Origin of the sequence: Actinokineospora pegani (assembly GCF_009745975.1) — a bacterium.
Lineage (GTDB): Bacteria > Actinomycetota > Actinomycetes > Mycobacteriales > Pseudonocardiaceae > Actinokineospora > Actinokineospora pegani.
On record NZ_WHOL01000113.1, the window covers coordinates 131,035 to 156,559 of the forward strand.

General features: G+C 72.4%; 26 protein-coding genes. 15 read left to right on the forward strand and 11 right to left on the reverse strand.

Annotated elements, in window-relative coordinates; genetic code table 11:
* Positions 1-34 precede the first annotated feature (34 nt).
* Both GCL84_RS22940 and GCL84_RS22945 read right to left on the reverse strand, forming a co-directional pair.
* Entirely contained in the window at positions 35-622 is a 588-nt protein-coding gene (locus GCL84_RS22940; protein WP_156757590.1) for a hypothetical protein, read from the reverse strand.
* A gap of 55 nt (positions 623-677) precedes the next feature.
* Positions 678-1,823, reverse strand: coding sequence for an acyl-CoA dehydrogenase family protein (locus tag GCL84_RS22945; protein WP_156757591.1), 1,146 nt, complete (start codon positions 1,821-1,823; stop codon positions 678-680).
* Between the two features lie 87 nt (positions 1,824-1,910).
* Between GCL84_RS22945 and GCL84_RS22950 the strand changes: the two genes are divergently transcribed.
* From GCL84_RS22950 to GCL84_RS22960, 3 genes are all read left to right on the forward strand, one after another.
* Entirely contained in the window at positions 1,911-2,504 is a 594-nt protein-coding gene (locus tag GCL84_RS22950; protein WP_156757592.1) for a TetR/AcrR family transcriptional regulator, read from the forward strand.
* A gap of 204 nt (positions 2,505-2,708) precedes the next feature.
* Positions 2,709-4,025, forward strand: coding sequence for a citrate synthase (locus tag GCL84_RS22955; RefSeq protein ID WP_156757593.1), 1,317 nt, complete (start codon positions 2,709-2,711; stop codon positions 4,023-4,025).
* An 88-nt stretch (positions 4,026-4,113) separates the two neighbouring features.
* Positions 4,114-5,481: a cryptochrome/photolyase family protein gene (locus GCL84_RS22960; RefSeq protein WP_156757594.1), complete on the forward strand. Its 1,368-nt coding sequence runs from the start codon at positions 4,114-4,116 to the stop codon at positions 5,479-5,481.
* Between the two features lie 41 nt (positions 5,482-5,522).
* On the opposite strand, the gene GCL84_RS22965 is transcribed toward GCL84_RS22960, so the two are convergent.
* Together GCL84_RS22965 and GCL84_RS22970 are read right to left on the reverse strand one after the other, a co-directional pair.
* Positions 5,523-6,710 carry an ABC transporter permease gene (locus GCL84_RS22965; protein ID WP_156757595.1) on the reverse strand — a complete coding sequence of 396 codons (1,188 nt, stop codon included), beginning with the start codon at positions 6,708-6,710 and terminating at the stop codon, positions 5,523-5,525.
* Positions 6,707-7,615, reverse strand: coding sequence for an ABC transporter ATP-binding protein (locus GCL84_RS22970; protein WP_156757668.1), 909 nt, complete (start codon positions 7,613-7,615; stop codon positions 6,707-6,709). The genes GCL84_RS22965 and GCL84_RS22970 overlap by 4 nt, the downstream gene beginning before the upstream one ends.
* A gap of 196 nt (positions 7,616-7,811) precedes the next feature.
* Here GCL84_RS22970 and GCL84_RS22975 point away from each other — a divergent pair, with 196 nt between their 5' ends.
* Genes GCL84_RS22975 through GCL84_RS22985 form a run of 3 tightly spaced genes read left to right on the forward strand, consistent with a single transcriptional unit; the run spans position 7,812 to position 10,123 of the window.
* Positions 7,812-8,246: a YbaB/EbfC family nucleoid-associated protein gene (locus tag GCL84_RS22975; RefSeq protein WP_156757596.1), complete on the forward strand. Its 435-nt coding sequence runs from the start codon at positions 7,812-7,814 to the stop codon at positions 8,244-8,246.
* Between the two features lie 22 nt (positions 8,247-8,268).
* Entirely contained in the window at positions 8,269-8,568 is a 300-nt protein-coding gene (locus GCL84_RS22980) for a type VII secretion target (RefSeq protein ID WP_156757597.1), read from the forward strand.
* A gap of 7 nt (positions 8,569-8,575) precedes the next feature.
* Positions 8,576-10,123 carry an EspA/EspE family type VII secretion system effector gene (locus tag GCL84_RS22985; RefSeq protein WP_156757598.1) on the forward strand — a complete coding sequence of 516 codons (1,548 nt, stop codon included), beginning with the start codon at positions 8,576-8,578 and terminating at the stop codon, positions 10,121-10,123.
* 45 nt (positions 10,124-10,168) lie between these two features.
* On the opposite strand, the gene GCL84_RS22990 is transcribed toward GCL84_RS22985, so the two are convergent.
* Both GCL84_RS22990 and GCL84_RS22995 read right to left on the reverse strand, forming a co-directional pair.
* Positions 10,169-11,707 carry a glycerol-3-phosphate dehydrogenase/oxidase gene (locus GCL84_RS22990; protein WP_156757599.1) on the reverse strand — a complete coding sequence of 513 codons (1,539 nt, stop codon included), beginning with the start codon at positions 11,705-11,707 and terminating at the stop codon, positions 10,169-10,171.
* Between the two features lie 14 nt (positions 11,708-11,721).
* On the reverse strand, positions 11,722-12,321 hold the full coding sequence (locus GCL84_RS22995) for a TetR/AcrR family transcriptional regulator (RefSeq protein WP_156757600.1): 600 nt from the start codon (positions 12,319-12,321) through the stop codon (positions 11,722-11,724).
* Positions 12,322-12,349: 28 nt separating this feature from the next.
* On the opposite strand from GCL84_RS22995, the gene GCL84_RS23000 reads away from it, so the two are divergent.
* A complete protein-coding gene (locus GCL84_RS23000) occupies positions 12,350-13,975 on the forward strand; it encodes an FAD-binding oxidoreductase (protein WP_156757669.1) in 1,626 nt (541 codons plus the stop codon).
* Here the strand turns inward: GCL84_RS23000 and GCL84_RS23005 are convergent.
* Positions 13,920-14,318 (reverse strand): hypothetical protein, encoded by a 399-nt coding sequence (locus GCL84_RS23005; RefSeq protein WP_156757601.1) that lies wholly within the window; start codon positions 14,316-14,318, stop codon positions 13,920-13,922. The genes GCL84_RS23000 and GCL84_RS23005 overlap by 56 nt on opposite strands.
* 225 nt (positions 14,319-14,543) lie before the next feature.
* The gene (locus tag GCL84_RS23010) at positions 14,544-15,335 is read right to left on the reverse strand and encodes an SDR family oxidoreductase (protein WP_156757602.1); all 792 of its coding nucleotides are present in this window, start codon (positions 15,333-15,335) and stop codon (positions 14,544-14,546) included.
* A 118-nt stretch (positions 15,336-15,453) separates the two neighbouring features.
* Here GCL84_RS23010 and GCL84_RS23015 point away from each other — a divergent pair, with 118 nt between their 5' ends.
* Both GCL84_RS23015 and GCL84_RS23020 read left to right on the forward strand, forming a co-directional pair.
* A complete protein-coding gene (locus tag GCL84_RS23015; protein ID WP_407924423.1) occupies positions 15,454-15,843 on the forward strand; it encodes a winged helix-turn-helix transcriptional regulator in 390 nt (129 codons plus the stop codon).
* 3 nt (positions 15,844-15,846) lie between these two features.
* Positions 15,847-16,890 (forward strand): gamma-glutamylcyclotransferase, encoded by a 1,044-nt coding sequence (locus GCL84_RS23020; RefSeq protein WP_156757603.1) that lies wholly within the window; start codon positions 15,847-15,849, stop codon positions 16,888-16,890.
* On the opposite strand, the gene GCL84_RS23025 is transcribed toward GCL84_RS23020, so the two are convergent.
* The 3 genes from GCL84_RS23025 to GCL84_RS23035 all read right to left on the reverse strand — a co-directional run bounded on the left by GCL84_RS23025 (position 16,880) and on the right by GCL84_RS23035 (position 20,485).
* Complete coding sequence (locus tag GCL84_RS23025; RefSeq protein ID WP_156757604.1) at positions 16,880-18,112, reverse strand: C39 family peptidase; 1,233 nt, start codon at positions 18,110-18,112, stop codon at positions 16,880-16,882. The genes GCL84_RS23020 and GCL84_RS23025 overlap by 11 nt on opposite strands.
* A 42-nt stretch (positions 18,113-18,154) precedes the next feature.
* Positions 18,155-18,745, reverse strand: coding sequence for a PadR family transcriptional regulator (locus GCL84_RS23030; RefSeq protein WP_156757605.1), 591 nt, complete (start codon positions 18,743-18,745; stop codon positions 18,155-18,157).
* Positions 18,746-18,823: 78 nt separating this feature from the next.
* Complete coding sequence (locus tag GCL84_RS23035) at positions 18,824-20,485, reverse strand: long-chain fatty acid--CoA ligase (protein WP_156757606.1); 1,662 nt, start codon at positions 20,483-20,485, stop codon at positions 18,824-18,826.
* Between the two features lie 391 nt (positions 20,486-20,876).
* On the opposite strand from GCL84_RS23035, the gene mihF reads away from it, so the two are divergent.
* The 6 genes from mihF (at position 20,877) to GCL84_RS23065 (ending at position 25,476) form a co-directional block, all read left to right on the forward strand.
* Positions 20,877-21,188, forward strand: coding sequence for an integration host factor, actinobacterial type (gene mihF, locus GCL84_RS23040; RefSeq protein ID WP_197523455.1), 312 nt, complete (start codon positions 20,877-20,879; stop codon positions 21,186-21,188).
* 120 nt (positions 21,189-21,308) lie between these two features.
* Positions 21,309-22,445: an isochorismate synthase gene (locus tag GCL84_RS23045; protein ID WP_156757608.1), complete on the forward strand. Its 1,137-nt coding sequence runs from the start codon at positions 21,309-21,311 to the stop codon at positions 22,443-22,445.
* Between the two features lie 133 nt (positions 22,446-22,578).
* The gene (locus tag GCL84_RS23050; protein WP_156757609.1) at positions 22,579-23,415 is read left to right on the forward strand and encodes a PucR family transcriptional regulator; all 837 of its coding nucleotides are present in this window, start codon (positions 22,579-22,581) and stop codon (positions 23,413-23,415) included.
* A gap of 7 nt (positions 23,416-23,422) precedes the next feature.
* Entirely contained in the window at positions 23,423-23,836 is a 414-nt protein-coding gene (locus GCL84_RS23055; protein ID WP_156757610.1) for a very short patch repair endonuclease, read from the forward strand.
* Positions 23,837-23,908: 72 nt separating this feature from the next.
* A complete protein-coding gene (locus GCL84_RS23060) occupies positions 23,909-24,424 on the forward strand; it encodes a SigE family RNA polymerase sigma factor (RefSeq protein ID WP_156757611.1) in 516 nt (171 codons plus the stop codon).
* A complete protein-coding gene (locus tag GCL84_RS23065; protein WP_156757612.1) occupies positions 24,421-25,476 on the forward strand; it encodes an LCP family protein in 1,056 nt (351 codons plus the stop codon). The genes GCL84_RS23060 and GCL84_RS23065 overlap by 4 nt, the downstream gene beginning before the upstream one ends.
* The last annotated feature ends 49 nt before the right edge of the window (positions 25,477-25,525 follow it).

A 25,525-nucleotide genomic window follows, 5' to 3' on the forward strand; every position in this document is an offset into this window, starting at 1 on the left:
ACACCCTCGCAGACCTCGCCGGTGCGTAGCCGGCTCAGCCCGACGCGTCGATGATCTGGTTGACGGTGCTCTCGGGCCGTTGCCCGCAGGCGTAGAGAATGCTCGCGACGATGTACGGCTCCTTCGCCCTCGCGGGCTCGCCGCGGTCTTGGAAGACGCGGGCGAGGAAGGCCTTCTGCGCGTCCTGCTCCAGGCCGAAGAAGGTGCGGCAGGCGGCGGTGCCGTCCAGGGGCGGCGGGGTGGCGAGAGCGGTGACCAGTCCCGCTGTGGCGGCGAGGAGTCCGCCGATGGCCAGGCCGATGGCGACGACGGGCAGGCCCGGGGTCCGGCGATCGGGGCGGTGGGGGCGGCTGGGCAAGAGGTCCTGGATCGTGGCCAGGAACTCGGGGGTCGTCTCCAGTTCGGTGGTGAGCACCTGGGCGAGGGCGGCCCGGCGCGCGGGAGAGGTGGGGTCGGCCTCGAAGACGTCGAAGGTGGCGGTGCGGCGGGATTGGGCGAGGCGGGCGATGACCGCGGCGAACACGTCGTCAGCGGTGCGGCGGTCGCCGCCCTCCATGCGGGGGAGGCGGGCCAGCAGGTCCACCACCCGGTCGGCGAGGGCGGGGTGGTCGGTGATCCCCATATCGCTCCATCGTCCGGAAAGATCCCGGCGTGAAGGGGTTGGCCGAAATACGACGCTATGCCTTCTTCAGCTCCCGGGCGATGACCATTCGCTGGATCTGGTTGGTGCCCTCGAAAATCTGGGTCACCTTCGCCTCGCGCATGTACCGCTCCACCGGGAAGTCACGGGTGTAGCCCGCGCCGCCGAGGACCTGCACGGCGTCGGTGGTGACCTTCATCGCCGCGTCGGTGGCGACCAGCTTGGCGATCGAGGCCTGGCGGACGAACGGCAGGCCCCGGTCGCGGCGCCGCGCCGCGTCCAGGTACACCGCGCGGGAGGACTCCACGGCGGCGGCCATGTCGGCGAGGAGGAACTCCACGCCCTGGAAGTCGATGATCGCGCGGTCGAACTGGGTGCGGGCCTTGGCGTAGGCAACGGCCTCGTCCAGCGCGGCCTGCGCCAGGCCCACCGCGCACGCGGCGATGCCCAGCCGCCCGGAGTTGAGGGCATCGAGGGCGAAGCGCAGCCCGGCTCCCTCCGCGCCGACGAGCCGGTCGGCCGGGACCCGGGCGGCGTCGAACGCCAACTGCGCCGTCGTGGAGCCGTTCAGGCCCATCTTGCGCTCGGCGGGGGCCGCGGCCAGGCCGGGGGTGGCCGCGTCGACGAGCAGGCAGCTGATGCCCCGGCTGCCGTCGTCGGAGGTGCGGACCATCGTGGTGTAGAAGTTCGCCTCGCCGCCATGGGTGATCCACGCCTTGGTCCCGGAGACCACGTACTCGTCCCCGTCGCGGCGGGCGCGGGTGCGCAGCGCGGCGGCGTCGGACCCGGCGTGGGTCTCGGAGAGGGCGTACGCGCCGAGCAGGTCGCCGCCGAGCATGTCCGGCAGCCAGCGGTCGCGCTGCTCGTCGGTGCCGTGGTGGGCCAGCGCCCAGCAGGACATCGTGTGCACCGACAGCCCCACGCCGACCGACATCCACGCGGCCGCGACCTCCTCGAGCACCTGCAGGTAGACCTCGTACGACAGCTCGCCGCCGCCCCAGCGCTCCGCGTAGGGCAGGCCGAGCAGCCCGCTGCGGCCCAGCAGCCGGAAGTGCTCGCGCGGGAACTCGGCGGCCTCCTCGTGCTTGGCCGCGGCCGGGGCGAGCTCGTCGCGCGCGATCTCCCTGGCGAGGGCGATCAGGTCCTCGGCGGCGGTGTCGGGCAGGCAGCGCTCGGCGGGCATCGGGGTCCTCCGATCGGTACCGAAAATAGTACTGCGGTTCTATCCAGAGTACCGTTCGCGTTCCCGGCCTGTCGATAGCCTGGGCCGATGACCCGTACGACCAGGCGCGCGCCGACCGCCCGGCAGGCGGCGCTGCTGGACGAGCTGCTGCGGCTGTTCCTCGCCGAGGGGTTCGCCGAGGCCACCCTCGACGACTTCGCCGCCCGGCTGCGCTGCTCCAAGTCCACGCTCTACGCGCTGGCCCCGAGCAAGGAGCAGCTCGCGGTCAAGGTCGTCGGCCAGTTCTTCCGGGTGGCCACCGAACGGGTGGAGGACCGGGTCGCCAGGGCGGCCGACGCGCGCGGCCGGGTCGCCGAGTACCTCGCGGGCGCGGCCGAGGAGCTCGGCGTGGCCTCGCCCCGGTTCGTCGCCGACGTCGCCGACTTCCCGCCGACCGCCGCGATCTACGAGCGCAACGCGTCGGCCGCCGCCGCGCGCATCCGCGCGTTCATCACCGAGGGGGTCGCTGAGGGGGTGTTCCGCGACGTGCACGCGCGGCTCGTCGGCGAGATGGCCGGGTGGCTGATCGAGGGCATCCAGACCGGTGTGCTCGCAGAGCGGGCAGGAGTGTCCGACTCCGAGGCGTTCGCCGGTCTCGCTGACCTGCTCCTGGGTGGACTGGAGCCCGGGACGGGCCGCTGAGCTTGTGATGCGTGTCCCAAGGCTCCCGAACGCCGGGCGTACGGCTGTCCGTAACGCGCCGCGAGCACTAGCGTAGGGAGCTCAGGACCCCAACGGGGCGGTGCTGCGCTGCGGCGACATCGAGCCGTGAGCGCACCCGAGGCAGGGCCGTACCGGTCCAGCCGACATCACACCGCCCTGACCGAGTGTGAGAGGTACTTGCCCATGCCCGACGGGACCGCTGTGCCCACCGGCACCGACACGACGGCCGCCCTCCGCTACCCCGGCGGCGAGCACGAGATGGCGATCGTCCCCGCCACGGAAGGCACCTCAGGCATCGACCTGGGCAAGCTGCTGGCCAAGACGAGCCTGGTGACCCTCGACAGCGGTTTCGTCAACACCGCGTCGTGCTCCTCGGCGATCACCTACATCGACGGCGACGCCGGAATCCTGCGCTACCGCGGGTACCCGATCGAGCAGCTGGCCGAGAAGTCGACCTTCCTGGAGACCAGCTACCTGCTGATCTACGGCGAGCTGCCGAGCCAGACCGAGCTCGACGAGTTCACCCACAAGATCAGCAGGCACACCCTGCTGCACGAGGACCTCAAGCGGTTCTTCGACGGCTTCCCGCGCGACGCGCACCCGATGCCGGTCCTGTCCTCGGCCGTTTCCGCGCTGTCCACTTTCTACCAGGACAGCCTGAAGCCGTTCAACGAGGAGCAGGTCGAGATCTCCACGATCCGACTGCTCGCCAAGCTGCCGACCATCGCGGCGTACGCGTACAAGAAGTCGGTCGGCCAGCCGTTCCTCTACCCGGACAACTCGCTGGGCCTGGTGGAGAACTTCCTGCGGATGACCTTCGGCTTCCCCGCGGAGAACTACGAGATCGACCCGACGCTGGTCCGCGCGCTCGACCAGCTCTTCATCCTGCACGCCGACCACGAGCAGAACTGCTCCACCTCGACGGTGCGCCTGGTCGGCTCGTCCGAGGCCAACCTGTTCGCCTCCATCTCCGCGGGCATCAACGCCCTGTTCGGCCCGCTGCACGGCGGCGCGAACTCCGCCGTCCTGGACATGCTCGAGGGCATCCGGGACGCGGGCGGCGACGTGGGCGCCTTCGTGAAGAAGGTGAAGGACAAGGAGGACGGCGTCAAGCTGATGGGCTTCGGCCACCGGGTCTACAAGAACTACGACCCGCGCGCCGCCATCGTGAAGAAGACCGCCGACGAGATCCTGGCCAAGCTCGGCGTCGACGACTCGCTGCTCGACATCGCCAAGCAGCTCGAGGAGCACGCGCTGGCCGACGACTACTTCGTCAGCCGCAAGCTCTACCCGAACGTCGACTTCTACACCGGCCTGATCTACCGGGCCATGGGCTTCCCGACGAAGTTCTTCACCGTGCTGTTCGCGCTGGGCCGCCTGCCCGGCTGGATCGCGCACTGGCGCGAGATGATCAACGACCCGGCGACCAAGATCGGCCGCCCGCGCCAGGTCTACACCGGCCAGACCGAGCGCGAGTTCAAGCCGCTCTCGGAGCGCTGAGCCCGCAATACCGGTGAGAGGGCCGTCCCCGCTGGGGGCGGCCCTCTTGTCATGCGTGGCAGTGTTGCGGTGGGTAGCGTTCCCCGTCGTGGCTGAATCCCCCTCCGTTGTCTGGTTTCGGCGCGACCTGCGCCTCGGCGACCACCCCGCGCTGCTGACCGCCGCCGACCGGAACCCGCGCGCGGTGGCGCTGTTCGTCCTCGACGACGCGCTGCGCGAGCCATCGGGCGCGGCTCGGCTGACGTTCATGTACCGGTGCCTGCGAGCCCTGGACTCCCAGCTCGGGGGCAGGCTCCACGTCGTGCGCGGCAATCCGGAGGAGGTCGTCCCCCGGGTGGCGGCGGCCTTCGGCGCCGGATCGGTGCACGTGTCGACCGACTGCGGACCCTATGGGCGCGGCCGGGACGAGCGCGTCGCGGAAGCGTTGGGGGACGTGGAGTTCGTCCGTTCGGGGTCGCCCTATGCGGTGACCCCCGGCCGGGTGACGAAAGACGACGGCGAGCCGTTCAAGGTCTTCACCCCGTTCAGCCGCGTGTGGGCCCGGCACGGCTGGCGCAAGCCCGCCGACACCTCGGCGTCCACAGTGGAGTGGGTAGACCCATCGGCGGGGACCGGTGGCCCAGAACGAGTCCAGATCCCGGATGACCCGGCGTGCGGCGCGTCGCTGCCGGAGGCGGGGGAGCAGGCCGCGCTGGAGCACTGGGAGTCCTTCCTCGAGGGCCCGCTGCACAGCTACAAGCGAGACCGCGACAAGCCCGGCCTCGACGGCACGAGCCGGATGTCGGCCTACCTGCGCTGGGGCTGCGTGCACCCGCGCACCCTCCTGGCCGACCTGGCCGAGCACAGCGGCGAGGGTCCGGACACCTACCGGACCGAACTCGCCTGGCGCGACTTCTACGCGGACGTCCTGTGGCACCGCCCGGAGACCGCCAGGCACAACCACAACCCCCGCTTCGACCAGATCCAGTACGACACCGGCCCCGACGCCGACGACCGCTTCGACGCCTGGTGCAGGGGCGAAACCGGCTTCCCCATCGTCGACGCGGGCATGCGCCAACTCCTGGCCGAGGGCTGGATGCACAACCGCGTCCGCATGATCGTCGCCTCCTTCCTGGCCAAGGACCTCCACCTCCCCTGGTGGCTCGGCGCCCGCCACTTCATGACCCACCTGGTGGACGGCGACCTGGCCTCCAACCAGCACGGCTGGCAGTGGACGGCGGGCTCGGGCACGGACGCGGCCCCGTACTTCCGCGTCTTCAACCCGGTCACGCAGGGGGAGAAGTTCGACCCGGAGGGGACCTACGTCCGCAGGTACGTGCCGGAACTCGCTGGTGTGCAAGGGAAGAAGGTCCACCAACCCCAGGACAACCCCCCGAAGGGCTACCCCGCCCCCATCGTCGACCACGCCCACGAGCGCCAGGTGGCCCTGAACCGCTACGGCCAGATCAAGGCTTGAGCCGCACCCACCCCGCCACCCGAACGGCGTGCCGACCCCGCTCAACCAACCCTGAGCGCGGCCCGCAGCTTCACCCGGCCCCCAGTGCTCAAGATCGCCCCGGTGTAGATCCGGCCCCCCGCCCAAGCCAACCCAGCCACAGCGGCCAGCATCAACACCACCGCCACCCCCACCTGCCAAACCGGCACCACCCCCAACGCCAACCGCCCCGGCATGAGGATCGGCGCGAACGGCGGCAGCACCGACAGGACCCCGGCCGCGGCTCCGGTGGGCGCCCGGGTCAACAGCCCGAAGCCGAGCACGAACGCCAGCACCAGCACCGAGGTCACCGGCAGCAGCACCGCCTGCGACTCCTCCTGCCGGGACACCAGCGAACCGGCCGCGGCGAAGACGGCGGCGTAGAACAGGTAGCCGAGGACGTACCAGAACAGGCCCCACAGCAGGGTTCCGGCGGCCGTCCACGGGATCGACAGCACGCCCGTCGCGGTGGCCAGGACGATGCCGGAGGCGCCGAGGACGGCCAGTTGGGCGAGGCCGACCAGGCCCAGGCCCAGGATCTTGCCCAGCAGGAGTTGCCAGGGGCGGATGGTGGCGAGCAGGAGTTCCACCACCCGGGTGGACTTCTCCTCCACGACGCCCTGGGCGACCATCGTGCCGTGCAGGAGCAGTGACATGTAGAGCAGCACGACGACGACCAGGGCCACCGCCAGGCGCTGGGTGCGCTGGGTGTCCGGGGTGGCGAGGGCGTGGACGTCGACCGTGGTGTCGCTGATCAGCGCCAGGACCTCGTCCGGGGTGGTCTCGGTGTCGACGGTGGCGAGCAGGCCGCGCAGGACCTCGCGCTGGGCGATGGTGGTCAGGGAGCCGCGCAGGTCCTGGTCGACGGAGTCGGCGACCAGCAGGCTCAGGGCGCTGGGGGCGCCGGTGACCAGGGCGTCCAGGTCGCCGTCCGCGACGTGGGCGGCGCCGTCTGCCCGGTCGCGGACGGTGATGGTGGTGATGGTGAGGCCTCGGGAGGCGGCCTCGCGGACCAGGGGTTCGGCGATGGCGTTGGCCTGCCCGGACAGGCCGACCCTGGTGTCGCGGTCGCCGGTGAACAGGGCGGTCTGCAGCAGCACGAACGCCACCAGCACGAGCACCGACACCGAGGTGCCGACCACGAACGACCGCGCCCGCAGCCGGGTCCGCACCTCCCGCCGCGCCACGACCCAGACCGCGCGCGCCCTCACCTGCCGGTCCCCACGGTCTCCCGGAACAGTTCGACCAGCGACGGCCGCAGCACCCGGAACTCCCGCACCGGCCCGGTCGCCAGCGCCGCGGCCAGCACCGGCTGCTCGTCGACCCCGTCGGCCAGCGCCAGCACCGTGCGCGGGCCGTCCACCTCGACCACGCGCGTGCCCGCGATCCCGTCCGCCCAGCCGGGACCGGCGCCCGGGGCCTCCACGACCAGCCGCACCCCGCCGTCCGCGCGCAGCCCGGACACCGTGCCCGCCGACACGACCCGGCCCGCGCGCACGATCACCACCCGGTCGCACAGCCGCTCGACCAGGTCGAGCTGGTGGCTGGAGAACAGCACCGCCACCCCGTCCCGCGCCCGCTCCCGCAGCACCTCGGCCAGGGTGTCCACCGCGGCCGGGTCCAGGCCGGAGAACGGCTCGTCGAGCACGAGCAGGACCGGGTCGTGCACCAGCGCCGCGGCGAGCTGCACCCGCTGCTGGTTGCCCAGCGACAGCCGCTGGACCTCGGTGTCGCGGGCGGCGCGCAGGCCGAGGCGGGCGATCCACGACTCGGCGGCGCGGTGGGCCGCGTTGACCGCCAGCCCGTGCAGCTCGGCCAGGTAGACGAGCTGGTCCAGGACGGACATCCGCGGGTAGAGGCCGCGTTCTTCGGGCAGGTAGCCGAAGCGGGCCCGGGTGGCCGGGTCGACCGGGGCGCCGTCCCAGGCCACGGTGCCCGCGTCGGGGGCGAGCACGCCGAGCACCACCCGCATGGCGGTGGTCTTGCCCGCGCCGTTGCCGCCGACGAAGCCGACCAGCTCGCCGGGGCCGACCCGCAGGTCCAGGCCGTCGAGGGCGGCCAGGCCGCCGAAGCGCTTGGCCACGCCCGAGCAGACCAGGCCGGAACCGGCGGTCATGCCGACAGCAGGCACTGCGCCCCCTTCCCGCCCGGTCCCGTCATGGTCCAGTATCCCGGGTGCGGGCGCGCGGGGGCAGTGGGTGGCCGGTGCGACCGCAAACGAGTTGGGTGTTTCACACCCGAGCCGGAACCGATCAGGGGATGCTCCGTCAAAGCAGGCGGATGCTCCGGGCAGGACCATGAGAGAGGCCAGGATGAACCCCGAACAGTGGCTCGCCTCCTATGACGAGGAGCTGCAGCAGGTGGCCGCCAAGGCCGCCAAGACGGAGAAGGCGCTGCGCGAGGTGACGGGCACCGCCACCTCGTCGGACGGGGAGATCTCCGTGCGGGTCAGCGCCAACGGGGTGACCACCGGTCTGGTCCTGCGCCAGGGTGTGCGCGAGGTCGAGCCCGACCAGTTGGCCAGGCAGATACTCGAGGTCACCCGCCAGGCCCAGCGCGACGCCAGTGCCCAGGTGGTGGCCGCGATGCAGGACCTGGTCGGTGACGGCGAGGCGCTCGACGTGGTGAAGGCGGGCATGCAGGAGGGCTACGCGGGAGACGAGGAGAACGGCGGCGCCCCGGCGCGCAAGAAGGTCGCGCGCTCGGACGACGAGTACTTCGACAACCCGCCCGAGGTCGTCAACTAGAACGCAGAACGGGGCCGGATCCATGGGGCAGAGTTTCAACGTCAACGTCCAAGAGCTGGTCGGCCACGCCAAGACCGTGGCCACCATCTCGAACCAGGTCAACGCCGCGACCGGGTCGGCGCAGGCCGTCTCCGGCGACGCCTACGGGATGATCGGGCAGTTCTTCGCCCAGGCGATCATGGGCGCCTGCGGCGACGTCGCACAGGGCATCGTCAAGGTCGCCACCTCGGTGGACGACGTGCGCAAGGGCATCGAGGCCGTCGCCAAGCAGTACTCGGACATCGATGCGGCGAACGCGAACACGTTCGCCGGGAAGCTGTGAGGCGGCGATGACGACCACCACCACGACCACGGCGTCCGGCAACCGCACCGCCGAGCAGGGCGCGCAGAACATCGCCGCCGACATCGATGGGGTCAAGGCCTCGATCGAGCGCGGCGACTGGCTCGAGGCCGGGCTCGGCGCCACCAACGTGGCGATGGACATCATCGGCATCGCGGGCGACCCGCTGCAGGCCGCGGGCTCGGCCGGGTTCGGCTGGATCATCAGCCACATCTCGTTCCTGCGCAAGCCGTTCGAGGCCCTCTTCGGCGACGCGAACTCGATCATGGGCAGCTCCAACGGGTGGGGCAGGACGGGCGGGCAGCTCGGCCAGCTCGCCGAGCAGCTCCGCCAGGCCTCGAAGAAGGAGACCGGGCAGTGGACCGGTGTCGCCGCGGACGCCTACCGCCGGGCCGCCAACACCCAGGCCACCGGCCTGGACGCGCTGGCGCAGGTCAGCAAGGCCATCGGTGAGACCGTCAAGCAGGCGGGGCAGTTGCTGGCCGAGGTCCGCGACGCCGTGCTGGACTTCATCAACAAGTGCGTCCGCAAGGTCATCCAGATCATCATTGAGGCGCTGGCGAAGTCCTGGCTGTCCTTCGGCGCCTCGATCGCCGAGGGCATCGCGCGCTCGGTCGCCGAGGCCGTGCAGACCGCCTCGAAGATCGCGCAGAAGGTGCAGAAGTTCGTCTCCTCGCTGCAGAAGATCATCCAGGCGGTGCAGAAGATCGTCCAGCTCGCCAAGTCGGTCAAGCAGCTCCTGGCGACCATCGGCGGCAAGGCCGCGGGCTCCCCCGCGGCCGTGACCCAGCAGGCCCCGCAGATCAACACCGGGACACTGGACACCGCCGCGAACGCCCAGTACTCGCAGAACTCGCAGAACAACGCCAGCTACGGCGGCACTCAGCAGCCCGCGTACGGCGGCTACCAGAACCACAGCGGCAACGGCACCAACACGGCGAGCTACGGCGGTTACCAGCAGCCCGCGTACGGCGGCTACCAGAACCACAGCGGCAACGGCGCCAACTCCGCGAGCTACGGCGGGTACCAGCAGCCGGGCTACGGCGGCTACCGGCCGCCCACCGGCGGCGGCTCGTACGTGCCCCCCGGCTCGTCGGCGCCCGTCCCGAACCCGGTCAGCCAGGTCACCCCGCCCGACTACGGTCCCTCCGGCCCGCCCCCGACCCCCGGCGCCCCCGCGTCCATGGTCGACCGGGCCCGCTGGATCGGCGCGGCGGTCGAGGTCCTGGTCAACCACGGCGTCGACCCGTCCAAGATCGACGCGGGCCAGATCGCCCAGGTCGTCGACCGCACCTCGGGCGGCAACCCGCACGCGATCGACATGAGCGCGCCGTCGGCGGGCGAGGGCAACCCGCCCAAGGGCCTGCTGCAGATCACCGACACCCAGTTCCAGCAGGACCACATCCCCGGCTACGACAACATCTGGGAGCCGGTCGACAACATGCTGGCGGGCATCAGCGGCATCCTGCGCGAGTGGGGCTCGATCATGGCCCTGTTGCAGACCATGTCCGCGACCTCGGGCACCAGTCAGGTCTGATCGGACGACGCGCGGCGGCNGAGGCGGCCCCGCCGCCGTTCGGGGTCAGGCGCCCGCGACGGAGTCGAAGCCCGCGAGCGCGCGGTCGACGAGGTCGCGGACCTTGGGCGCGGCGGCCGCGGCGTCCGCCGGGACCAGGCCGATGCGGGTGCGGCGGTCCAGCACGTCCGCCGCCGACAGCGCCAGTTCGTTGCGCACGTGCCAGACGACCTCCGCCGCGGTGGTGCCCGGGTGCACCTCGACGGCCAGTTCGGGGTCGAACTCCGCCATGGCGTGGATCTTGGTGGCGTCGGTGCCGTAGCGGGAGACCAGGTCGCGGGGGGCGTCGGTGCGGTCCAGGGCGGGGCGGGCAGCGGCGCCGACGAGGGGCAGGCGAGCGGTCGTGGACGGTCCGGCGGCCAGGGCCGCGCGCTCGACGGCGGTGTCCACGGCGTCCTCGGCCATGCGGCGGTAGGTGGTCAACTTGCCGCCCACCACGGTCACCACACCGTCGCGGGAGAGGAGGACGGCGTGGTGGCGGGACAGGTCGGCGCTGCGGCCGGTGGCGTCCAGCAGGGGGCGCAGGCCCGCGAAGGAGCCGATCACGTCCGAGCGGGTCGGTGGTTGCTCGAAGGCGCGGGCGATGGCCGAGAGCAGCAAGTCCACATCGGACTCCGGGACCGGGGGGACGTCGGGGACCGGGCCGTCGAGCGGCTCGTCGGTCAGGCCCGCGTAGGCGCGGCCGTCCGCCTGGGGCAGGACGAGCGCGTAGCGGCCGAGGGCGATCGGGACCGTCAGCGCGGTCCCGGTGACGCCGAGGCGGCGGGTGTCCAGGACCAGGTGGGTGCCCCGGGACGGGCGCAGCCGCACCGAGTCGACGAGGGTGTCGGCCCAGACCCCGGTGGCGTTGACGACCGAGCGGGCGCGCACCGAGAACGCCTCGCCCGTCAGCGTGTCGACCGCGTCCGCGCCGGAGCCGGTCAGGGTTCGCACACGGGCCCGGGTGAGGACCCGCGCGCCCATGCCCGCCGCCGTCCTGGCCAGCGCGACCACCAGGCGGGCGTCGTCGACCAACTGGCCGTCGAAGGACAGCAGGCCACCGCGCAGACCCGCCGCCCGCAGCCCGGGGACCAGCGCGGAGGCCTCCTGGGCCGAGACGCGGCGGGGGCGGGGGAGCAGGCTCGACGGGGTGCCCGCGACGCGGCGCAGGCCGTCGCCCGCGACCAGGCCGCCCATGGTGAGGGCGGCGTCGCGCGCCGACACCGACGGGTGCAGCGGCACGAGCTGCGGCAGGGCCCGGGTCAGGTGCGGGGCCGTGCGGGTCATCAGCACGCCGCGCTCGACCGCGCTCTCCCTGGCCAGGCCGACATCGCCCTTGGCCAGGTAGCGCAGGCCGCCGTGGACGAGCTTCGACGACCACCGCGACGTGCCGTGCGCCAGGTCCGCGGCCTCGAGCAGCACCACCGACAGGCCGCGGGCGGCCGCGTCGACCGCGACCCCGGTCCCCGTCACCCCGCCGCCGACCACCAGGACGTCCGCGACCCCCTCGGCGGCGGCGCGCAGGTCGGTCGCGCGGCGGGCGGCGTTGAGCGCGGTGCGGGACAAGGCGGGTTCCCCAATCAGGGTCGGAGGCTGGATTCCAGCAGGTGCGACAGCTCCTCGAGCAGGTCCTCGGCGTCGACGTCCGCCGTCGCGGGGACGTGGGACAGCACGAAGGACTGCACGACCAGCAGCAGCGCCCTGGCCTGGACGGCGGGGACGGCCGCGCGCACGGTGCCGTCGGCGTGGCCTGCGGCGAGCTGGGCGACGAGGAACTCCTCGGCGATCTGCTGCGTGGTGCCCAGGCGCTCGACGACGTAGGGCAGGACCAGCGCGCCGTCGCGGGCGAGGACGGTGCGCATCAGCGGGTCGTTGGCGATCACCCGCACCCCGGCGACAGCGGCGGTGACCAGGCGTTCCCTGGCCGAGGGGCGGTCGGCGACCTCGGCGTGGGTGCGGGTCAGCGCCGAGCCGAACTCGCGGGTCATGAGCTGGGCGAGCAGGCTGCGCACGTCCGGGAAGCGGCGGTAGAGGGTCATCCGGCTGACCCCCGCGCGCCGGGCCACGTCGGTCAGCGTCGTGCGCCGGACCCCGTTCGCCAGGACGCAGTCGCGAGCCGCGTCGAGCAGGACGTCGTCCTCGACGCGGGTGGGCTGACTGCTGTGACGTTTAACCGTCATATGTCACACTCTATCCGTGAGCGCTGAGATGGACCACACCGACCGGACCGTGCGCGGCGGGTGGACGGCCGAGGGGGCCGCCGCCGGTGACCTGCCCCCGACCGCGGCCCGCTGGCTCGCCGCGCGGACCGGGCTCGTCCCGGCCGCCACCCCGGTGGCGCCCGCGTCGGCGACCCCGGTGCCCGACTCCGCCCTGCCCGCCTCGGTGCGGGCCGCGTTGGGGACCATTGTCGGGGTCGAGCACGTGCTGGTCGAGGCGGGGGACCGCGCGGGCCGTGCGGGTGGTCTGTCCTATCTGGACTTGCTGCGCCGTCGCGGCGCCGGGGCCACCGCGGTGCCCGACGCCGTCGTGGTGCCAGGAGACCCCGCCGAGGTCGCGAAAGTCCTCGAGGTCTGCGTGCGGCACGGCGTCGCCGTCGTCCCCTTCGGCGGCGGCACCTCCGTCGTCGGCGGGGTGAACGCGCTCAAGGGGGAACACGGCTGCGTCGTCGCGCTCGACCTCGCCCGGCTGGACCGGCTGGTGCGGGTCGACGAGGTGTCGCGGCTGGCGGTGTTCCAGGCGGGCGTGACCGCCCCCGAGGCGGAGCGGCTGCTGGCCAGGCGCGGTCTGACGCTGGGGCACTTCCCGCAGTCCTACGAGCGGGCCACCCTCGGCGGGTTCGCCGCCACCCGGTCCTCCGGGCAGGCGTCGGCGGGCTACGGCCGGTTCGAGGACATGGTGGAGGGCGTGCGCGTGGCGACCCCGCGCGGCGAGTGGCGCCTGGGCGTCGCCCCGGCCAGCGCCGCCGGGCCGGACCTGCGGCAGGTGGTCGTGGGCAGCGAGGGCTTGTTCGGCGTGATCACCGAGGTGACCCTGCGGGTGCGGCCCAAGCCCAGGGTCTCGCGGTACGAGGGCTTCGTCCTCGACGGCTGGGAGGCGGGCGCCGAGGCGGTGCGGACGCTGACCCAGGAGGGCGTGCGGGGGACGGTCACCCGGCTCTCCGACCCCACCGAGACCGAGGTCGGCTTCACCCTCAACGGCAGTTGGAAGACCTCCGCCGTGCGCAGCTACCTGCGCGCCCGAGGCGTGCGCCGCCCCTGCCTGCTGGTCCTGGGCTGGGAAGCGCGGAGCAGCGCCGCGCTCAAGGCCAAGCGGGCGGCGACGCTCAAGGTGTTGCGTGGCGCGGTGCGGCTCGGCGCCCCGGCCGGGGAGGCCTGGCGGCGCGGGCGCTTCAACGGTCCCCGCCAGCGCGACGCCCTGATGGACGTCGGGGTGCTGGTCGAGACGCTGGAGACCGCGGCGCACTGGTCCAAGCTGGGCGAGCTGCGCACCGCGGTGTCCACCGCCCTGACGTCGTCGCTGACCAGCGGCGACCGCAAGCCCGTCGTCGCCTGCCACGTCTCGCACACCTACGAGACCGGCGCGTCCCTGTACTTCACCGTCATCGCCCCCCGCGACCCCGAAGACCCGGTCGGCCAGTGGCAGCGCGCCAAGCACGCCGCCTCGACCGCCATCGCGGGCCTGGGCACCATCACCCACCACCACGCGGTGGGCGCCGACCACGCCGCCTACCTGCCCGCTGAGATCGGCGACCTGGGCGCGGACGTCCTGCGGGCGGTCAAGCGGGAGTTGGACCCGACGGGGGTGCTGAACCCGGGGAAGCTGATCCCCTAGCCGGCCCCCAGCGCACCACCGACAGCGCGAGACCGCCGATCAGACCGGGCACGACGAGCAGCAGGACCGTGGTCCCGCGATCGCTGATGGCCTCCTCGCACATGGCGATGTAGGCGATGGTGGTCTCCCGACTGGGCTGCCCCAGGTCCTCCGACACCCACGGCGTCTCCACACCGCCGATGGTGTTTCCACAGGTCACTGAGCCCAGGGCGGGGTCGACCGGGGCGACGCGGACCGGGATGAGTGCCAGGACCAGGCCCAGCAGCATGGCGGCCACCGCGAGCACGGCGCCGAACCGGCGCGGTGTCAGGGTGATCTTGGCCAAGGGGTCCTCCTCGCTCATGCGTCGAGCGTGGACCACGGGGGGCGCTGGTGGAAGGGGTTCCGGACAGATGCGTTCATAGTGTTCCCTACCTGCCCAGCACCGGCACCGGCGTCCGCGGCATATGCGCCGCGCACCACCGCGATTCCGAGTCGCCCGCGTCCACCGCCTCCTTGGTCGACCTCACCGCGAACCGCCGCGGCTTGTCGATCTTGTTCGGCTGAGTCGTGCGACAGCCGGGGCGGGTCAGAGTTCCCTGACGGCTTCCTCGATGGTCTTGGGGGTGCGGCCGAGCAGGTCCTCCAGGTCTCGGTGGACCTTGTCGAAGGTGCCCGCGGCGATGTTGACTTCGATGTCGACCAGCAGGGTGGCCACTTCGGGCGGGAGGCCGGAGCCCTCGAAGGCGGCCTTGCGCTCGGCTGCGGTGACGGGGTGGTGGGTTTGGCCGACGAGGTTGTTGAGTTCGGTGAACGACCATGCGGTTGGGCCGGTCAGTTCGTAGGTCTTGTTCTCGTGGCCCTGGCCCGTCAGGGCGATCGCTGCGGCCTCTGCCAGGTCGTCGCGGCTGGCTGAGGCGATGCGGCCCTCGCCGGTGGCGGTGGTGGGGGAGGTCGGGAGGTAGTTCTCGTGGTACATCCCGTTGCGCAGGAAGGTGAACGGGATGCCGGTGGCGCGCACGGCCTCCTCGGTGGCCTTGTGGTCGGCGGCCAGGCCGGCCGGGGAGGTGTCGGCGTCGGTGACGCTGGTGTAGGCGATCCGGCTGACGCCTGCTGTGCGGGCTGCCTCGATGGCCTTGCGGTGGGCGGTGACGCGGTCGCCGGTGTCGGTCGAGATCAGGAGGAGCACGTCGGCGCCGGAGAAGTCGACGCCTGTGCCGAAGTCGCCTTGGCGGACTTCGACGCCGAGCGCGGCCAGGTCCTCGGCGCGCTGGGGGTCGCGCACGGAGACGATCAGGTCGGCGGCGGGTACGCGGTCCAGCAGGTGCTTGACGACGCGACCGCCGAGGTGGCCGGTGGCACCGGTGACCAGGTACTTCATGGGTTCTCCCTGTGGTTGAGCGCTGTGCGGCTCACCGTAGGAGTGTTACTCTCTCGGGGTAAGTACCTACCTGTGCGTTGGGTACTTACCCCGGAGTGAGAATTGAGGTCAGCGCGCTGTGAGTGTGAGTGAAGCCACGCCCGTGTCGTTCAACGTCTTCGACCGCGACTGCCCGGGCCGCAGCGTGATGGACCACATCTCCACCCGCTGGGGCGTGCTGGTGCTGGGTGTCCTGCTCGACGGCACGCTGCGCTTCGGCGAGATCCGCCAGGCCGTCGGCGGGGTCAGCGAGAAGATGCTTGCCCAGACCCTGCAGGCCCTCGAACGCGATGGCCTGGTGCTGCGCGAGGTCCGCCCGGTCATCCCGCCGCACGTCGACTACTCGCTCACCGGACTCGGTCGCCCGCTGGCCGAGCAGGTGCGCGTGCTCTACCACCTCATCGAGGGCGCCACCGCCGACGTGCTGGCGGCCAGGGCCGCCTACGACGAGCGCAAAGCCGCCCGGTAGCCGGTGTTCGCCGACCACGAGTTCCCCGCCAACCCCTACCCCGGCGCCCGGCCGCCCTACTCCTTCGCCCACCACGACGGCGGGGGCGTGCGGGTCGACCCCGACCCGGCGGCGCTCGCGGGGTGGCGCGCGGGCGGCGACGACCTCGACCACTGGCTGGCCGGACGCGGTGGTCCGCCGATGGCCGAGCGGGTCCCGGTGCTGGGCTACGGCTCCAACCCGTGCCCGTCGAAGATCACCTGGTTGCGCGAGTCCCTCGGCCTGCGCGGCCCGGTCGTCGTCCTGCGCGCCCGCTGCACCGGCCTCGGCGCGGTGTGGGCCTGGGGGCGGCGCGTGGTCGACGACCAGCGGCCCGCCGTGCTCGCGGCCGTCGACGGGGTCGAGGACCACGCCGTGCTGATGCTGACCCCGGACCAGGTCTCCGTCTTCGACGCCTGCGAGGGCCGGGGCCGCCGCTACGGCCTGGCCCGCGTCCGCACCGGGGCCGTCGAGCTGGTCGACGCGCCCGTCGCCATCCGCGACCCCCTCGCTTACGTCGGCGCCGCCGAGATCCGCCGCCCCCTGCTCGTCGACGGCCACCCGGTCCGCTGCGCCGAGATCCCCCAAGCCGAGGCGATCGGACTCATCGGCCACCCCGCCCGCACCGACGGCCTGGCCGCGGAGCCGATCACCGGCCCACCGTCCCCGATGGACTTCCCCGCCGCCCTCTTCGTCTACGGCACACTGCAACCCGGCGAACCCGCCTGGCCGCTGCTGGCCCCGCACGCCCACGGCGAGCCCCGCCGCGCGGCCCTCCCCGGCGCCCTCTACGACACCGGTCAGGGCTTTCCCGCCCTGACCCTCGACGAAGGCGAGGTCCACGGGTGGGTCGTCCCGCTGCGCCCGGGGACCGACCTGACCGCCCTGGACGAGTACGAGGGCGTCGAGTACCGGAGGGTCCGCGTCGCCGTCGGCGGGGAGTTGGTGTGGACCTACGTCTGGGTCGACCCGGTGGAGGGGATGGCGCTGCTCCCGGGCCGCTGGGAGCGCGACCGCCTCACCGGCTGATGATGTAGGCGATCCCGCCCGAGCCGGAGGCCACCGCGCCGGACGCGGTGTGGCGCTTGGTGCGCAGCCAGATCGTCTCGAACTGGGCCCGCTGGTACACGCGCCGCACGGCCTCGTTGGTGGGCGAGGCCGGGTCGTTGGCGATCACGTCGCCCTCGGGGGTGAAGCCGATGACGGTCATGAGGTGGCCCGCGGTGCCGTAGCCCGCTCCGTCCAGTTCGGACTCGAGGAAGGATTGCGAGGTGATCACCGGGATGCCGCGGGCGATGTAGGACTCCAGCTCGGTCAACGACTTGAGCCGGGTCACGTGGGCCTTGAGGCCGTAGGTCGCGGCGTAGGCGGTGTTGAACGGCCAGTTGCCGGTGCCGTCGTAGTCGTGGTCGTAGGTGGCGCGGGCGGCGTGGGCGACGCTCGGGTCGGCGAACGACGGGTCGATCCACGACAGGTCATCGGCGGAGGGGCGCTCGCCCCAGTACTCCACGACCATCTGCGTGGAGGTCGGGCTGCACCACGCCTCGCCGCCCCCGCCGTACTGCGGGTACTGGCCGACGTGCACGTTCTGGGAGTAGCGCGGCACCGGCAGCTCGCGGCCCACCCCGGAGGGCCTGCTCGCGGGCACGGTGAACCGGTCCGGCACCGCCGAGGTCATCGCGCCGACGGCGCTCAGCGTGGGCGTGGTCCGCGTGCCCTCGGCGCGGAACAGGGTCACCCTGAGCTGGTAGGCGTCGAGCGGCACGCCCGGCGCCGCGGTGAAGGTGTCGACGTCGACCGAGCCGGTGGCGTCGGACTGGCCGGGCACGCTGCTGCGGATGATGTCCTGGTCGCCCGCGGCCCAGTCGCCCAGCGCGAACCAGGTCCGCCCCGAGCCGCGCACCTCGACCCGCAGCCAGGTGCCCGCCGGGGTGGTCGCGTTCCACGACGCCACGAGCTGCGTGGCGTCGAACCCGGGCCGGTGCACCGGCGAGGTCCAGGTGCCGAACTCGTACCGGCGGGTCGTGCCCAGCTCCGGCTCGGTGCGCTCGACGCTGCCCGCGGGCGTGCCGATGCGCAGGCCGGCGCGGCTGTGCTTCACGCCATCGGCGGTGCCGCTGGCGAACCCGCGCGGCGACGACCACCGGTGGAAGCTGACCGGCGGGGTCGCCGCCGCGGCGGGCACCGGGGCGGCGGTTGCCGCCGCGAGGACTGCGAGAACCGCGCTGAGCAGGCGTGTCGGTCTGGTCATGGCGAGGATTTTCGCCTTGACCGGGGGATGTGTAAACAGGTCTCACCCGGGGCGGGGTGGCTCTCCCGCGGGCGGCTCGGCCTCCAGCTCGGTGAGGAAGTCCGCCCAGAACTCCTCGACGCAGCGCTCGAAGCGGATGCCCAGCTCCAGCGACTTGAGCTGCCAGCGCGTCGCGACCCCGGAGACCTGCCCGTACTGCGCGACGTAGGCGTCCGCCCTGGCCTGGTGCGAACTGTGCCGGTCGCGGGCCAGTCCGATCAGCGTCCTGGGGTCGCCCTGCGCGGCGAAGAACAGCTTGAGCAGCCCGAGGTCGCGCACCTCGGTCTCGTCGTGGGTCGGCGCCCGCAGCCACTCGCGCAGCGCCGCGCTGCCCGCCTCGGTGATCGAGTACGTGCGGCGGCGCCTGCCGCCCTCCTCCACCGAGGCCACGACCAGGCCGTCCTCGGCCAGCCTGCTGGGCTCGTCGTAGAGCTGGGAGTGGGCGAAGGCCCAGAAGTGGCCGATGGTGAACCCAACCCGCTGCTTGAGGTCGTAGCTGGTGGCCGGGCCCGCGCTCAGCATGCCCAGCACGACGTAGGAGGTGGCGTTGAGCTTGCGCGCGCGGCCCTTGGACTCGGCTGCCAGCGTCGGCACCTCCCAGCACGGCGACTTGCGTTCACCGCACTTTACCGCCGGACGGGCCCCGGACGCCCCGGGACCCGTCCGGGCAGGTCAGCTCAGGTGCTTGACGTCGAGCCGCCCGTCGGCGTGCTGGGCGCGCAGCACCTTCTTGTCGAACTTGCCGACGCTGGTCTTGGGCACCTCGGCGATGAACGCCCAGTTCTCCGGGAGCTGCCACTTGGCGACCTTGTCGGTCAGGAAGGCGCGCAGCTCCTCCGGCTCGACCGCGCCACCCTCGCGCAGCACCACCGCGACCAGCGGGCGCTCGTCCCACCGCTGGTCCGGGATGCCGATGACCGCGGCCTCGGCGACGGCCGGGTGGCCCATCACCGCGTTCTCCAGGTCCACCGAGGAGATCCACTCGCCGCCGGACTTGATGATGTCCTTGGACCGGTCGGTCAGCGTCAGGAAGCCGTCGGCGGTCAGGACGCCCACGTCACCGGTGCGCAGCCAGCCGTCGTTGAACTTCTCCGCCCCGGAATCGTCGACCGAGCCGTCCGCTGTGCTGTCTTCACCGAGCCGGTAGTAGGACGCCGCGACCCACGGCCCCCGGACCTCCAGCTCACCGATGCTCTCGCCGTCCCACGGCACCTCGTTGCCCTCGTCGTCGATGAGGCGCGCGGTGACGCCCGCGGGAAGCCTGCCCTGGGTGTAGCGGTACTTCCAGGTCTCCTCGTCCGAGAGCCCGGCGGGCGGGCGGCACACGGTGCCCAGCGGGGAGGTCTCGGTCATGCCCCACGCGTGGACGATGTGGATGCCGTACTTCTCGGCGAAGGCGTGCATCAGCGACGGCGGGCAGCTCGACCCGCCCACGACGACCTCGCGCAGCGAGCTCAGGTCGGCCGGGTGCTGGTCGAGGTGGGAGAGCACGGCCTGCCAGATGGTCGGGACCGCGGCCGAGTGCGTCGGCTTGAGCTCGCTGATCATCCGCACCAGCGGCTCCGGCTGCAGGAACCGGTCGGGCATGACCAGCGACGCGCCGGACATGAACGCCGCGTAGGGCATCCCCCAGCTCATCGCGTGGAACTGCGGGACGATCACCAGCGACTTGTCGGCCGGGGACAGGCCCATGCCGTCGGACATGCAGACCTGCATCGAGTGCAGCCAGATCGAGCGGTGCGAGTAGACGACGCCCTTGGGGTTGCCGGTGGTGCCCGAGGTGTAGCACATCGCCGCCGCGCTGCGCTCGTCCACGTCGGGCCAGTCGAAGGTGTCCGGCTGCTCGGCCAGCAGCGCCGACCAGGAGTGCACCTGGACGCCCTCGGGCGCGGTCAGCGCCTCGGCCGGGCCTCCTGCGACGATCACGTGCTTGACCGTGGTCAGCGTGGGGAGCTGCTTGGCCAGCAGCGGGGCCACCGTCGCGTCCACGATGACCACGTGGTCCTCGGCGTGGTTGGCGATGTAGGTGAGCTGGTCCGGGAACAGGCGCAGGTTGAGCGTGTGCAGGACCGCGCCCATGGCGGGGACGGCCAGGTAGGCGGTGAGGTGCTCGGCGTTGTTCCACATGAACGTCGCCACCCGCTGGTCGCCGGTGACCCCCAGGCCGCGCAGCGCGTTGGCCAGCCGCGCCGACTCCTCGGCCACCTCGGCGAACGTGGTGTTCCTGGGGCCGTCGGCGGTCCAGGTGACGACCTCGGACGACCCGTGCACCCGGCCGCCGTGCCGCAGCAGCGCGCCGATGGACAGGTTGCCGTCCTGCATGGTGCTCAACATCGTGATCAAGCTCCCTGTGGGGTTGGCGGCCGGTTGGACCGCCGTCTCGGACATCAGCCCCCGACTGGCTAACTTACTTCCAGTAGGGAACAGTAGTCCGAAAGTGGCGTGCGCAACACCGGGGGAATGCCCGATTTCCTTGATTTGATCATGGTGTCACGCAGCGTGCCGCCGCTGGACGTGACCGGCTCCGCAGGAGCTTTGCGCGTGTCGGGGGTATGTTGCCCCCCGAGGTGTCGTTTACTGGTGAAAGGCGTCGGGCGGCCGGGTCGCGCGGTGCGTCCGGGGTGGGTGCCAGATTCCGCTCCGGTGACTGTCGGTAGTCACGATGCCCTCGAGAACGCTGGGCCCGCCGCTGCCGCGGCGGGTGAAGATGGAAAGGACTACCACGTTGGCTCTGCCCACGTTGACCCCGGAGCAGCGCGCCGATGCGCTGGCCAAGGCCGCTGAGGCGCGCAAGGCGCGCTCGGAGCTGCTGGCCTCCATCAAGGCTGGCGAGCAGACCATCGCGTCGGTGCTCGGCAAGGCCAAGGAGGACAAGACCATCGGCAAGACGAAGGTCGCGGCCCTGCTCAAGGCCGTCCCCGGCCTGGGCGCGGTGAAGGTCGCCAACCTGCTGGAGCAGGCTGGGATCGACCCCGACCGCCGCGCTGCGGGTCTCGGTGACCGCCAGCGCTCCGCGCTGATCGATGCGCTCGGCTGACAGCCGGACCGCACCGGGGCGGGGCGGGGNGTCTCACGACCCCGCCCCGCCCCTTTTCCGTGGGCTAACCCACGGCCACCGGACACCGTCCGGTCCGGCGGCGCTGGGCATCATTGAAGGATGAGTGCTGCGCTCGTCCACGAGTACCGCCGGGGCGCGTTCCTGCTCGCCACCCCCGGGTCGACGCTGCTCGCGGAGGGTGAGCACCAGGTGGTCGCCGAGGCCGATCCGGACGACCTGGCGACCGGTGTCGCCAAGGCCCTGGCCGACTCCGGGGCGCCGCTGGCGGTCGGCGCGCTGCCCTTCGACCCGGCCCGACCGGCCCACCTGGTCGTCCCGGAGCACGTCCGGCAGGGCGATTCACCTCACTCGATCGAGGGAGATCCTGTTCGAGACGGCGTGCTCCCGGTCTCGGTCGAGCCGGTCCCGGCCGCCGACGCCTACGCCCGCGCGGTGGCCACGGCCGTGGCGCGGCTGCGCGCGCCGGGGGAGCTGCGCAAGGTGGTGCTCGCCCGCGCGCTGCGGCTGGGCTTCGCCGACCCGGTCGACCTGGCGGCGCTGCTGCCCGGCCTGGTCGCCGCCAACCCCACGGGCAACGTCTTCGCCGCGCCGCTGCCCGGTGGGCGCACGCTGGTCGGGGCCACCCCCGAGCTGCTGGTCGCCAAGACCGGCACGCGCGTGGTGTCGAACCCGCTGGCCGGGTCGGTCCCGCGCGGGGCGACCCCGGAGCAGGACCGGGCCCGCGCCGCCGCCCTGGTCGCCTCGGCCAAGGACCAGGCCGAGCACCGGGTCGTCGTCGAGGCCGTCGAGGCGGCGCTGCGGCCGTTCTGCCGCGACCTGGTCGTGCCCGCGGTCCCGTCCCTGGTCGCCACCCCGACCGTCTGGCACCTCTCGACCCGGATCACCGGCGAGCTCGCCGACCCCGACGCCTCCGCGCTGCGCCTGGCGGGCGCCCTGCACCCGACCCCGGCCATCTGCGGCGCGCCCGCCGCCGCGGCCAGGGCGGCCATCGGCGAGCTGGAGCCGTTCGACCGCGGCTTCTACAGCGGCGCCGTCGGCTGGACCGCCGCCTCCGGCGACGGCGCCTGGTACGTGGCGATCCGCTGCGCGCAGGTCCTCGACCGGGAGGTGCTGCTCTACGCGGGGGCCGGGATCATGCCGGACTCGCGACCGGAGTCGGAGGTCGTGGAGACGGCGGCCAAGTTCGGGACCCTGCTGAGGGGTCTCGGGCTCGGAAAGGTTGCCGATTCGCTGTAGTCGGCTTGGTCTCAACGGGGTGAGCGGCCGGGTTGCGCGTCCGGTGAGGGATTGGCCGGTAGCGCGTGTGGGCTGTGGACAGCTCCCTCACCGGCGGTAGGTCGACAGCCCTGGGCGGGATACGCTCCGGCCCGTGGTCGACCTCGCACCCGGGCCGGACAAGGCCGAGACGCCCCCGCCCGCCGACAACGTCACGGCGGACGTGACCGTCTACCGCGAGATCGGCGAGGTCCCCTCCGAGGAGAAGGTCCGCCGGGAGCTGATCGACCGCCTCCTCGACGGCCGCTTCACCCGCCGCAGCGAGCTCGCCGACGCCGCCCGCGTGCTGGAACTGCCCGAGGACGGCCTGTTCATCGTCCTCTACGGCGACGGCGCCATGGACGGCGACCGCCCCGAGGTCGGGGTCACCACCGTCGACCCGGAGCGCGGCCGGGTCATCGTCTGGCGCAGCCTGCCCGACGCCGAGATCGGCATCGTCGCGGTGGAGAAGGCCGCCGACTTCGAGGGCCTGCGCGCCGCCCTGTCCTCCACCGGCCAGGTCGTCGGCATGAGCCGCCCCGTCTCCGGCCTGACCAAGGTCCCCGCCGCCCTGCGCCGCGCCCGCATCGCCCGCCGCTGCATCCCGCCGAGCGAGACCGGTGTCGCCGTGTTCGGCGAGCACCCGCTGACGACCCTGGTCGCGGGCGCGCCCAAGCTGGCCCGCGAGTTGGCGGGCGAGATCTTCGCGGGACTGGCCGACACCTCCGTCGAGGAGCGCTCCGAACTCCTGGCCACCCTCCGCCTCTGGTTCGAGCACGACGGCCAGGCCAAAGAGGTGGGCGACATCCTGCGCGTGCACCCCAACACCATCCGGTACCACCTCCGCCGCCTGCACGACCTCACCGGTTTCTCCGCCGAACACCCCCGCGGCATCGCTCAGCTCTACCTGGCCATGGAGTCCCTGCGGCTGGACCCCGGCGAGGAGATGTAGGTCGGCAGTGGCCGAGCTCAGCACCACCCCCGCTGTCCGCTCCCGCATGAGCCGACAGCGCTCACGCGACACCACTGTCGAGTTGGCGTTGCGCAAGGAACTGCACGCCAGGGGGCTGCGCTACCGCGTCCACCGGCGTCCGCTGCCCGGCGTCCGGCGCGAGGCCGACATCGTCTTCGGGCCCGCGAAAGTCGCTGTCTTCGTCGACGGCTGCTTCTGGCACGGCTGCCCGCGGCACGCGACCTGGCCCAAGAACAACGCCGAGTTCTGGCGGGCGAAGATCGAGGCCAACCGCACCAGGGACCGCGACACCGACCAGCGCCTGGCGGACAACGGGTGGACCGTCGTACGCGTCTGGGAACACGAGGACCCGATCGCGGCCGCCAATCGCGTCCAAGAGGTCATCATCGACACCAAGTGACCTGGATCACTTCAACGGTTGGTGCTGCTCGTCGCGTTACCCGGGGCGCACTCGACACGAGGAGGGGCCGCGGTGCGCCAGAGTTTCGACGAGTTCGTGGCGGAGAGGCTGGACCGGTTGTTGCGGTACGCCACTGCCATGACCTGTGACCGCCACTTGGCACAGGACATAGTGCAAGAGGTGTTGCTGCGCGTGCAGGGCAAGTGGGCGCGCATCGATGCCATGGATGCTTCTTACCTCTACGTCAAGAAGATGGTCACCAACGAGTACTTCTCGTGGCGGCGGCGCAAAGCGGCAAAGGACATCTCGGCCTCTCGGGCCACTCTGGAGGCCATGGCGCCCCCGACTGGCGACTTCGCGGGCGAGTTCGTGGAGCGGGACGCGATGCGGGCGCGGATAGCGGGGTTGCCGCGACAGCAGCGGGCGGCTGTAGTCCTGCGGTACTACGAGGACTGCACAACCGCCCAGATCGCCCAGGTCATGGGGTGCACCGAGGGGACCGCCCGAAGCCACCTGTCCCGGGCGCTGTCGACGCTGCGCGCCCACCAAGCCACTGCTGACGCGCGGAGCCCGGAGGTTTTGCGATGACCGACCACGAGATCCTCATTCGCCAGGCCGTCGAGGCCGAGGCTGACCAAGCCCCGCACGCCGAGGCTGTGCTGTCCCGGTTGCGGACGGCGCGCCGCAAGCCGGTGTGGCCCCGCTTCGCCATCGTCGCGGCGGCTGCCGCTGTCGTCGTCGCCGCTGTCGTGGTTCCGTCGATGCTCAAAGACAATGCGGCCACCGACAGCCCTATCGCCGCGCCGCCTGCCCGGGTGGACCAGAACGTCCTGTTGGTGGGGATGGACGGGCAGGGCATGGCTGATTCCCTTGTGCTGGCCAGGGTCCGGGTCGATGGCGGGATCAGCGGGGTGTCGCTGCCCCGGGACACCGTGGTCGACGAGGAGAAGGGGTGGAAGCTCGGCTCGATCCACGGCCGGGCCGTGCAGGCCGCGGAGCAGGCGGGCGCCGCCGACGACGCTGCCGCACTCGCGGGTCGTGACGCGCTGGTCGCCTCGGTGCAGGCGCTGACCGGGGTGCGGGCCGAGCACGTCGCCATCGTGGACACGCTGTCGTTCGTGGGCTTGACCGACGCTGTCGGCGGGGTCCGCGTGTGCCTCGTCAACGCTGTCAAAGACAAGTACAGCGGCGTCGACCTCCCAGCGGGTGAGCAGACCCTCTCCGGTGAGCAGGCTCTTGCATTCCTGCGCCAACGCCACAACCTGCCGAACGGGGACCTGGACCGCATCGCGCGCGCGGCGGCGTTCCTCGGCTCGCTGAGTGAGCAGCTCCAGACGAGCGGTGTGCTCTCCGATCCCCAGCGGCTCAAGGGGTTCCTCGACGCTGTGGGCCGCGCCGTGCGCACTGACCCCGGCTGGGACCTCGTGGCCTTCGCGGCCACCGTGACCGCGCAGGCCCCTATGGACACAAAGACGATCCCTTACTTGAGCTCGGAGTTCAGGACCGAGACCGGGGCCTCCGGGATCTCTGTGGACAAGGAGGCGGTGCGGGCGTTCACGGCCGAGCAGCTATCCGGGGCCGCGGGCGGCGGTGGTGGCGCGGGGGGTGGGACCTCCACCGCTCATGGTTGCGTCAACTGAGCGCTCGGGCGTTTCTGACGGTCCCTTGTGGTGAACTGGGGGAAACCAC

Bases quoted from the DNA above. Each gene is read 5' to 3' on its own strand.
- GCL84_RS23005 (WP_156757601.1), bottom strand. From the start codon at position 14,318: ATGAGCGAGGAGGACCCCTTGGCCAAGATCACCCTGACACCGCGCCGG.
- GCL84_RS22955 (WP_156757593.1), top strand. From the start codon at position 2,709: ATGCCCGACGGGACCGCTGTGCCCACCGGCACCGACACGACGGCCGCC.
- GCL84_RS23035 (WP_156757606.1), bottom strand. From the start codon at position 20,485: ATGTTGAGCACCATGCAGGACGGCAACCTGTCCATCGGCGCGCTGCTG.
- GCL84_RS22985 (WP_156757598.1), top strand. From the start codon at position 8,576: ATGACGACCACCACCACGACCACGGCGTCCGGCAACCGCACCGCCGAG.
- GCL84_RS23045 (WP_156757608.1), top strand. From the start codon at position 21,309: ATGAGTGCTGCGCTCGTCCACGAGTACCGCCGGGGCGCGTTCCTGCTC.
- GCL84_RS22970 (WP_156757668.1), bottom strand. From the start codon at position 7,615: ATGACCGCCGGTTCCGGCCTGGTCTGCTCGGGCGTGGCCAAGCGCTTC.
- GCL84_RS22995 (WP_156757600.1), bottom strand. From the start codon at position 12,321: ATGACGGTTAAACGTCACAGCAGTCAGCCCACCCGCGTCGAGGACGAC.
- GCL84_RS23000 (WP_156757669.1), top strand. From the start codon at position 12,350: ATGGACCACACCGACCGGACCGTGCGCGGCGGGTGGACGGCCGAGGGG.
- GCL84_RS23010 (WP_156757602.1), bottom strand. From the start codon at position 15,335: ATGAAGTACCTGGTCACCGGTGCCACCGGCCACCTCGGCGGTCGCGTC.
- GCL84_RS22950 (WP_156757592.1), top strand. From the start codon at position 1,911: ATGACCCGTACGACCAGGCGCGCGCCGACCGCCCGGCAGGCGGCGCTG.
- GCL84_RS22975 (WP_156757596.1), top strand. From the start codon at position 7,812: ATGAACCCCGAACAGTGGCTCGCCTCCTATGACGAGGAGCTGCAGCAG.
- GCL84_RS22980 (WP_156757597.1), top strand. From the start codon at position 8,269: ATGGGGCAGAGTTTCAACGTCAACGTCCAAGAGCTGGTCGGCCACGCC.
- GCL84_RS23065 (WP_156757612.1), top strand. From the start codon at position 24,421: ATGACCGACCACGAGATCCTCATTCGCCAGGCCGTCGAGGCCGAGGCT.
- GCL84_RS22945 (WP_156757591.1), bottom strand. From the start codon at position 1,823: ATGCCCGCCGAGCGCTGCCTGCCCGACACCGCCGCCGAGGACCTGATC.
- GCL84_RS23025 (WP_156757604.1), bottom strand. From the start codon at position 18,112: ATGACCAGACCGACACGCCTGCTCAGCGCGGTTCTCGCAGTCCTCGCG.
- GCL84_RS22940 (WP_156757590.1), bottom strand. From the start codon at position 622: ATGGGGATCACCGACCACCCCGCCCTCGCCGACCGGGTGGTGGACCTG.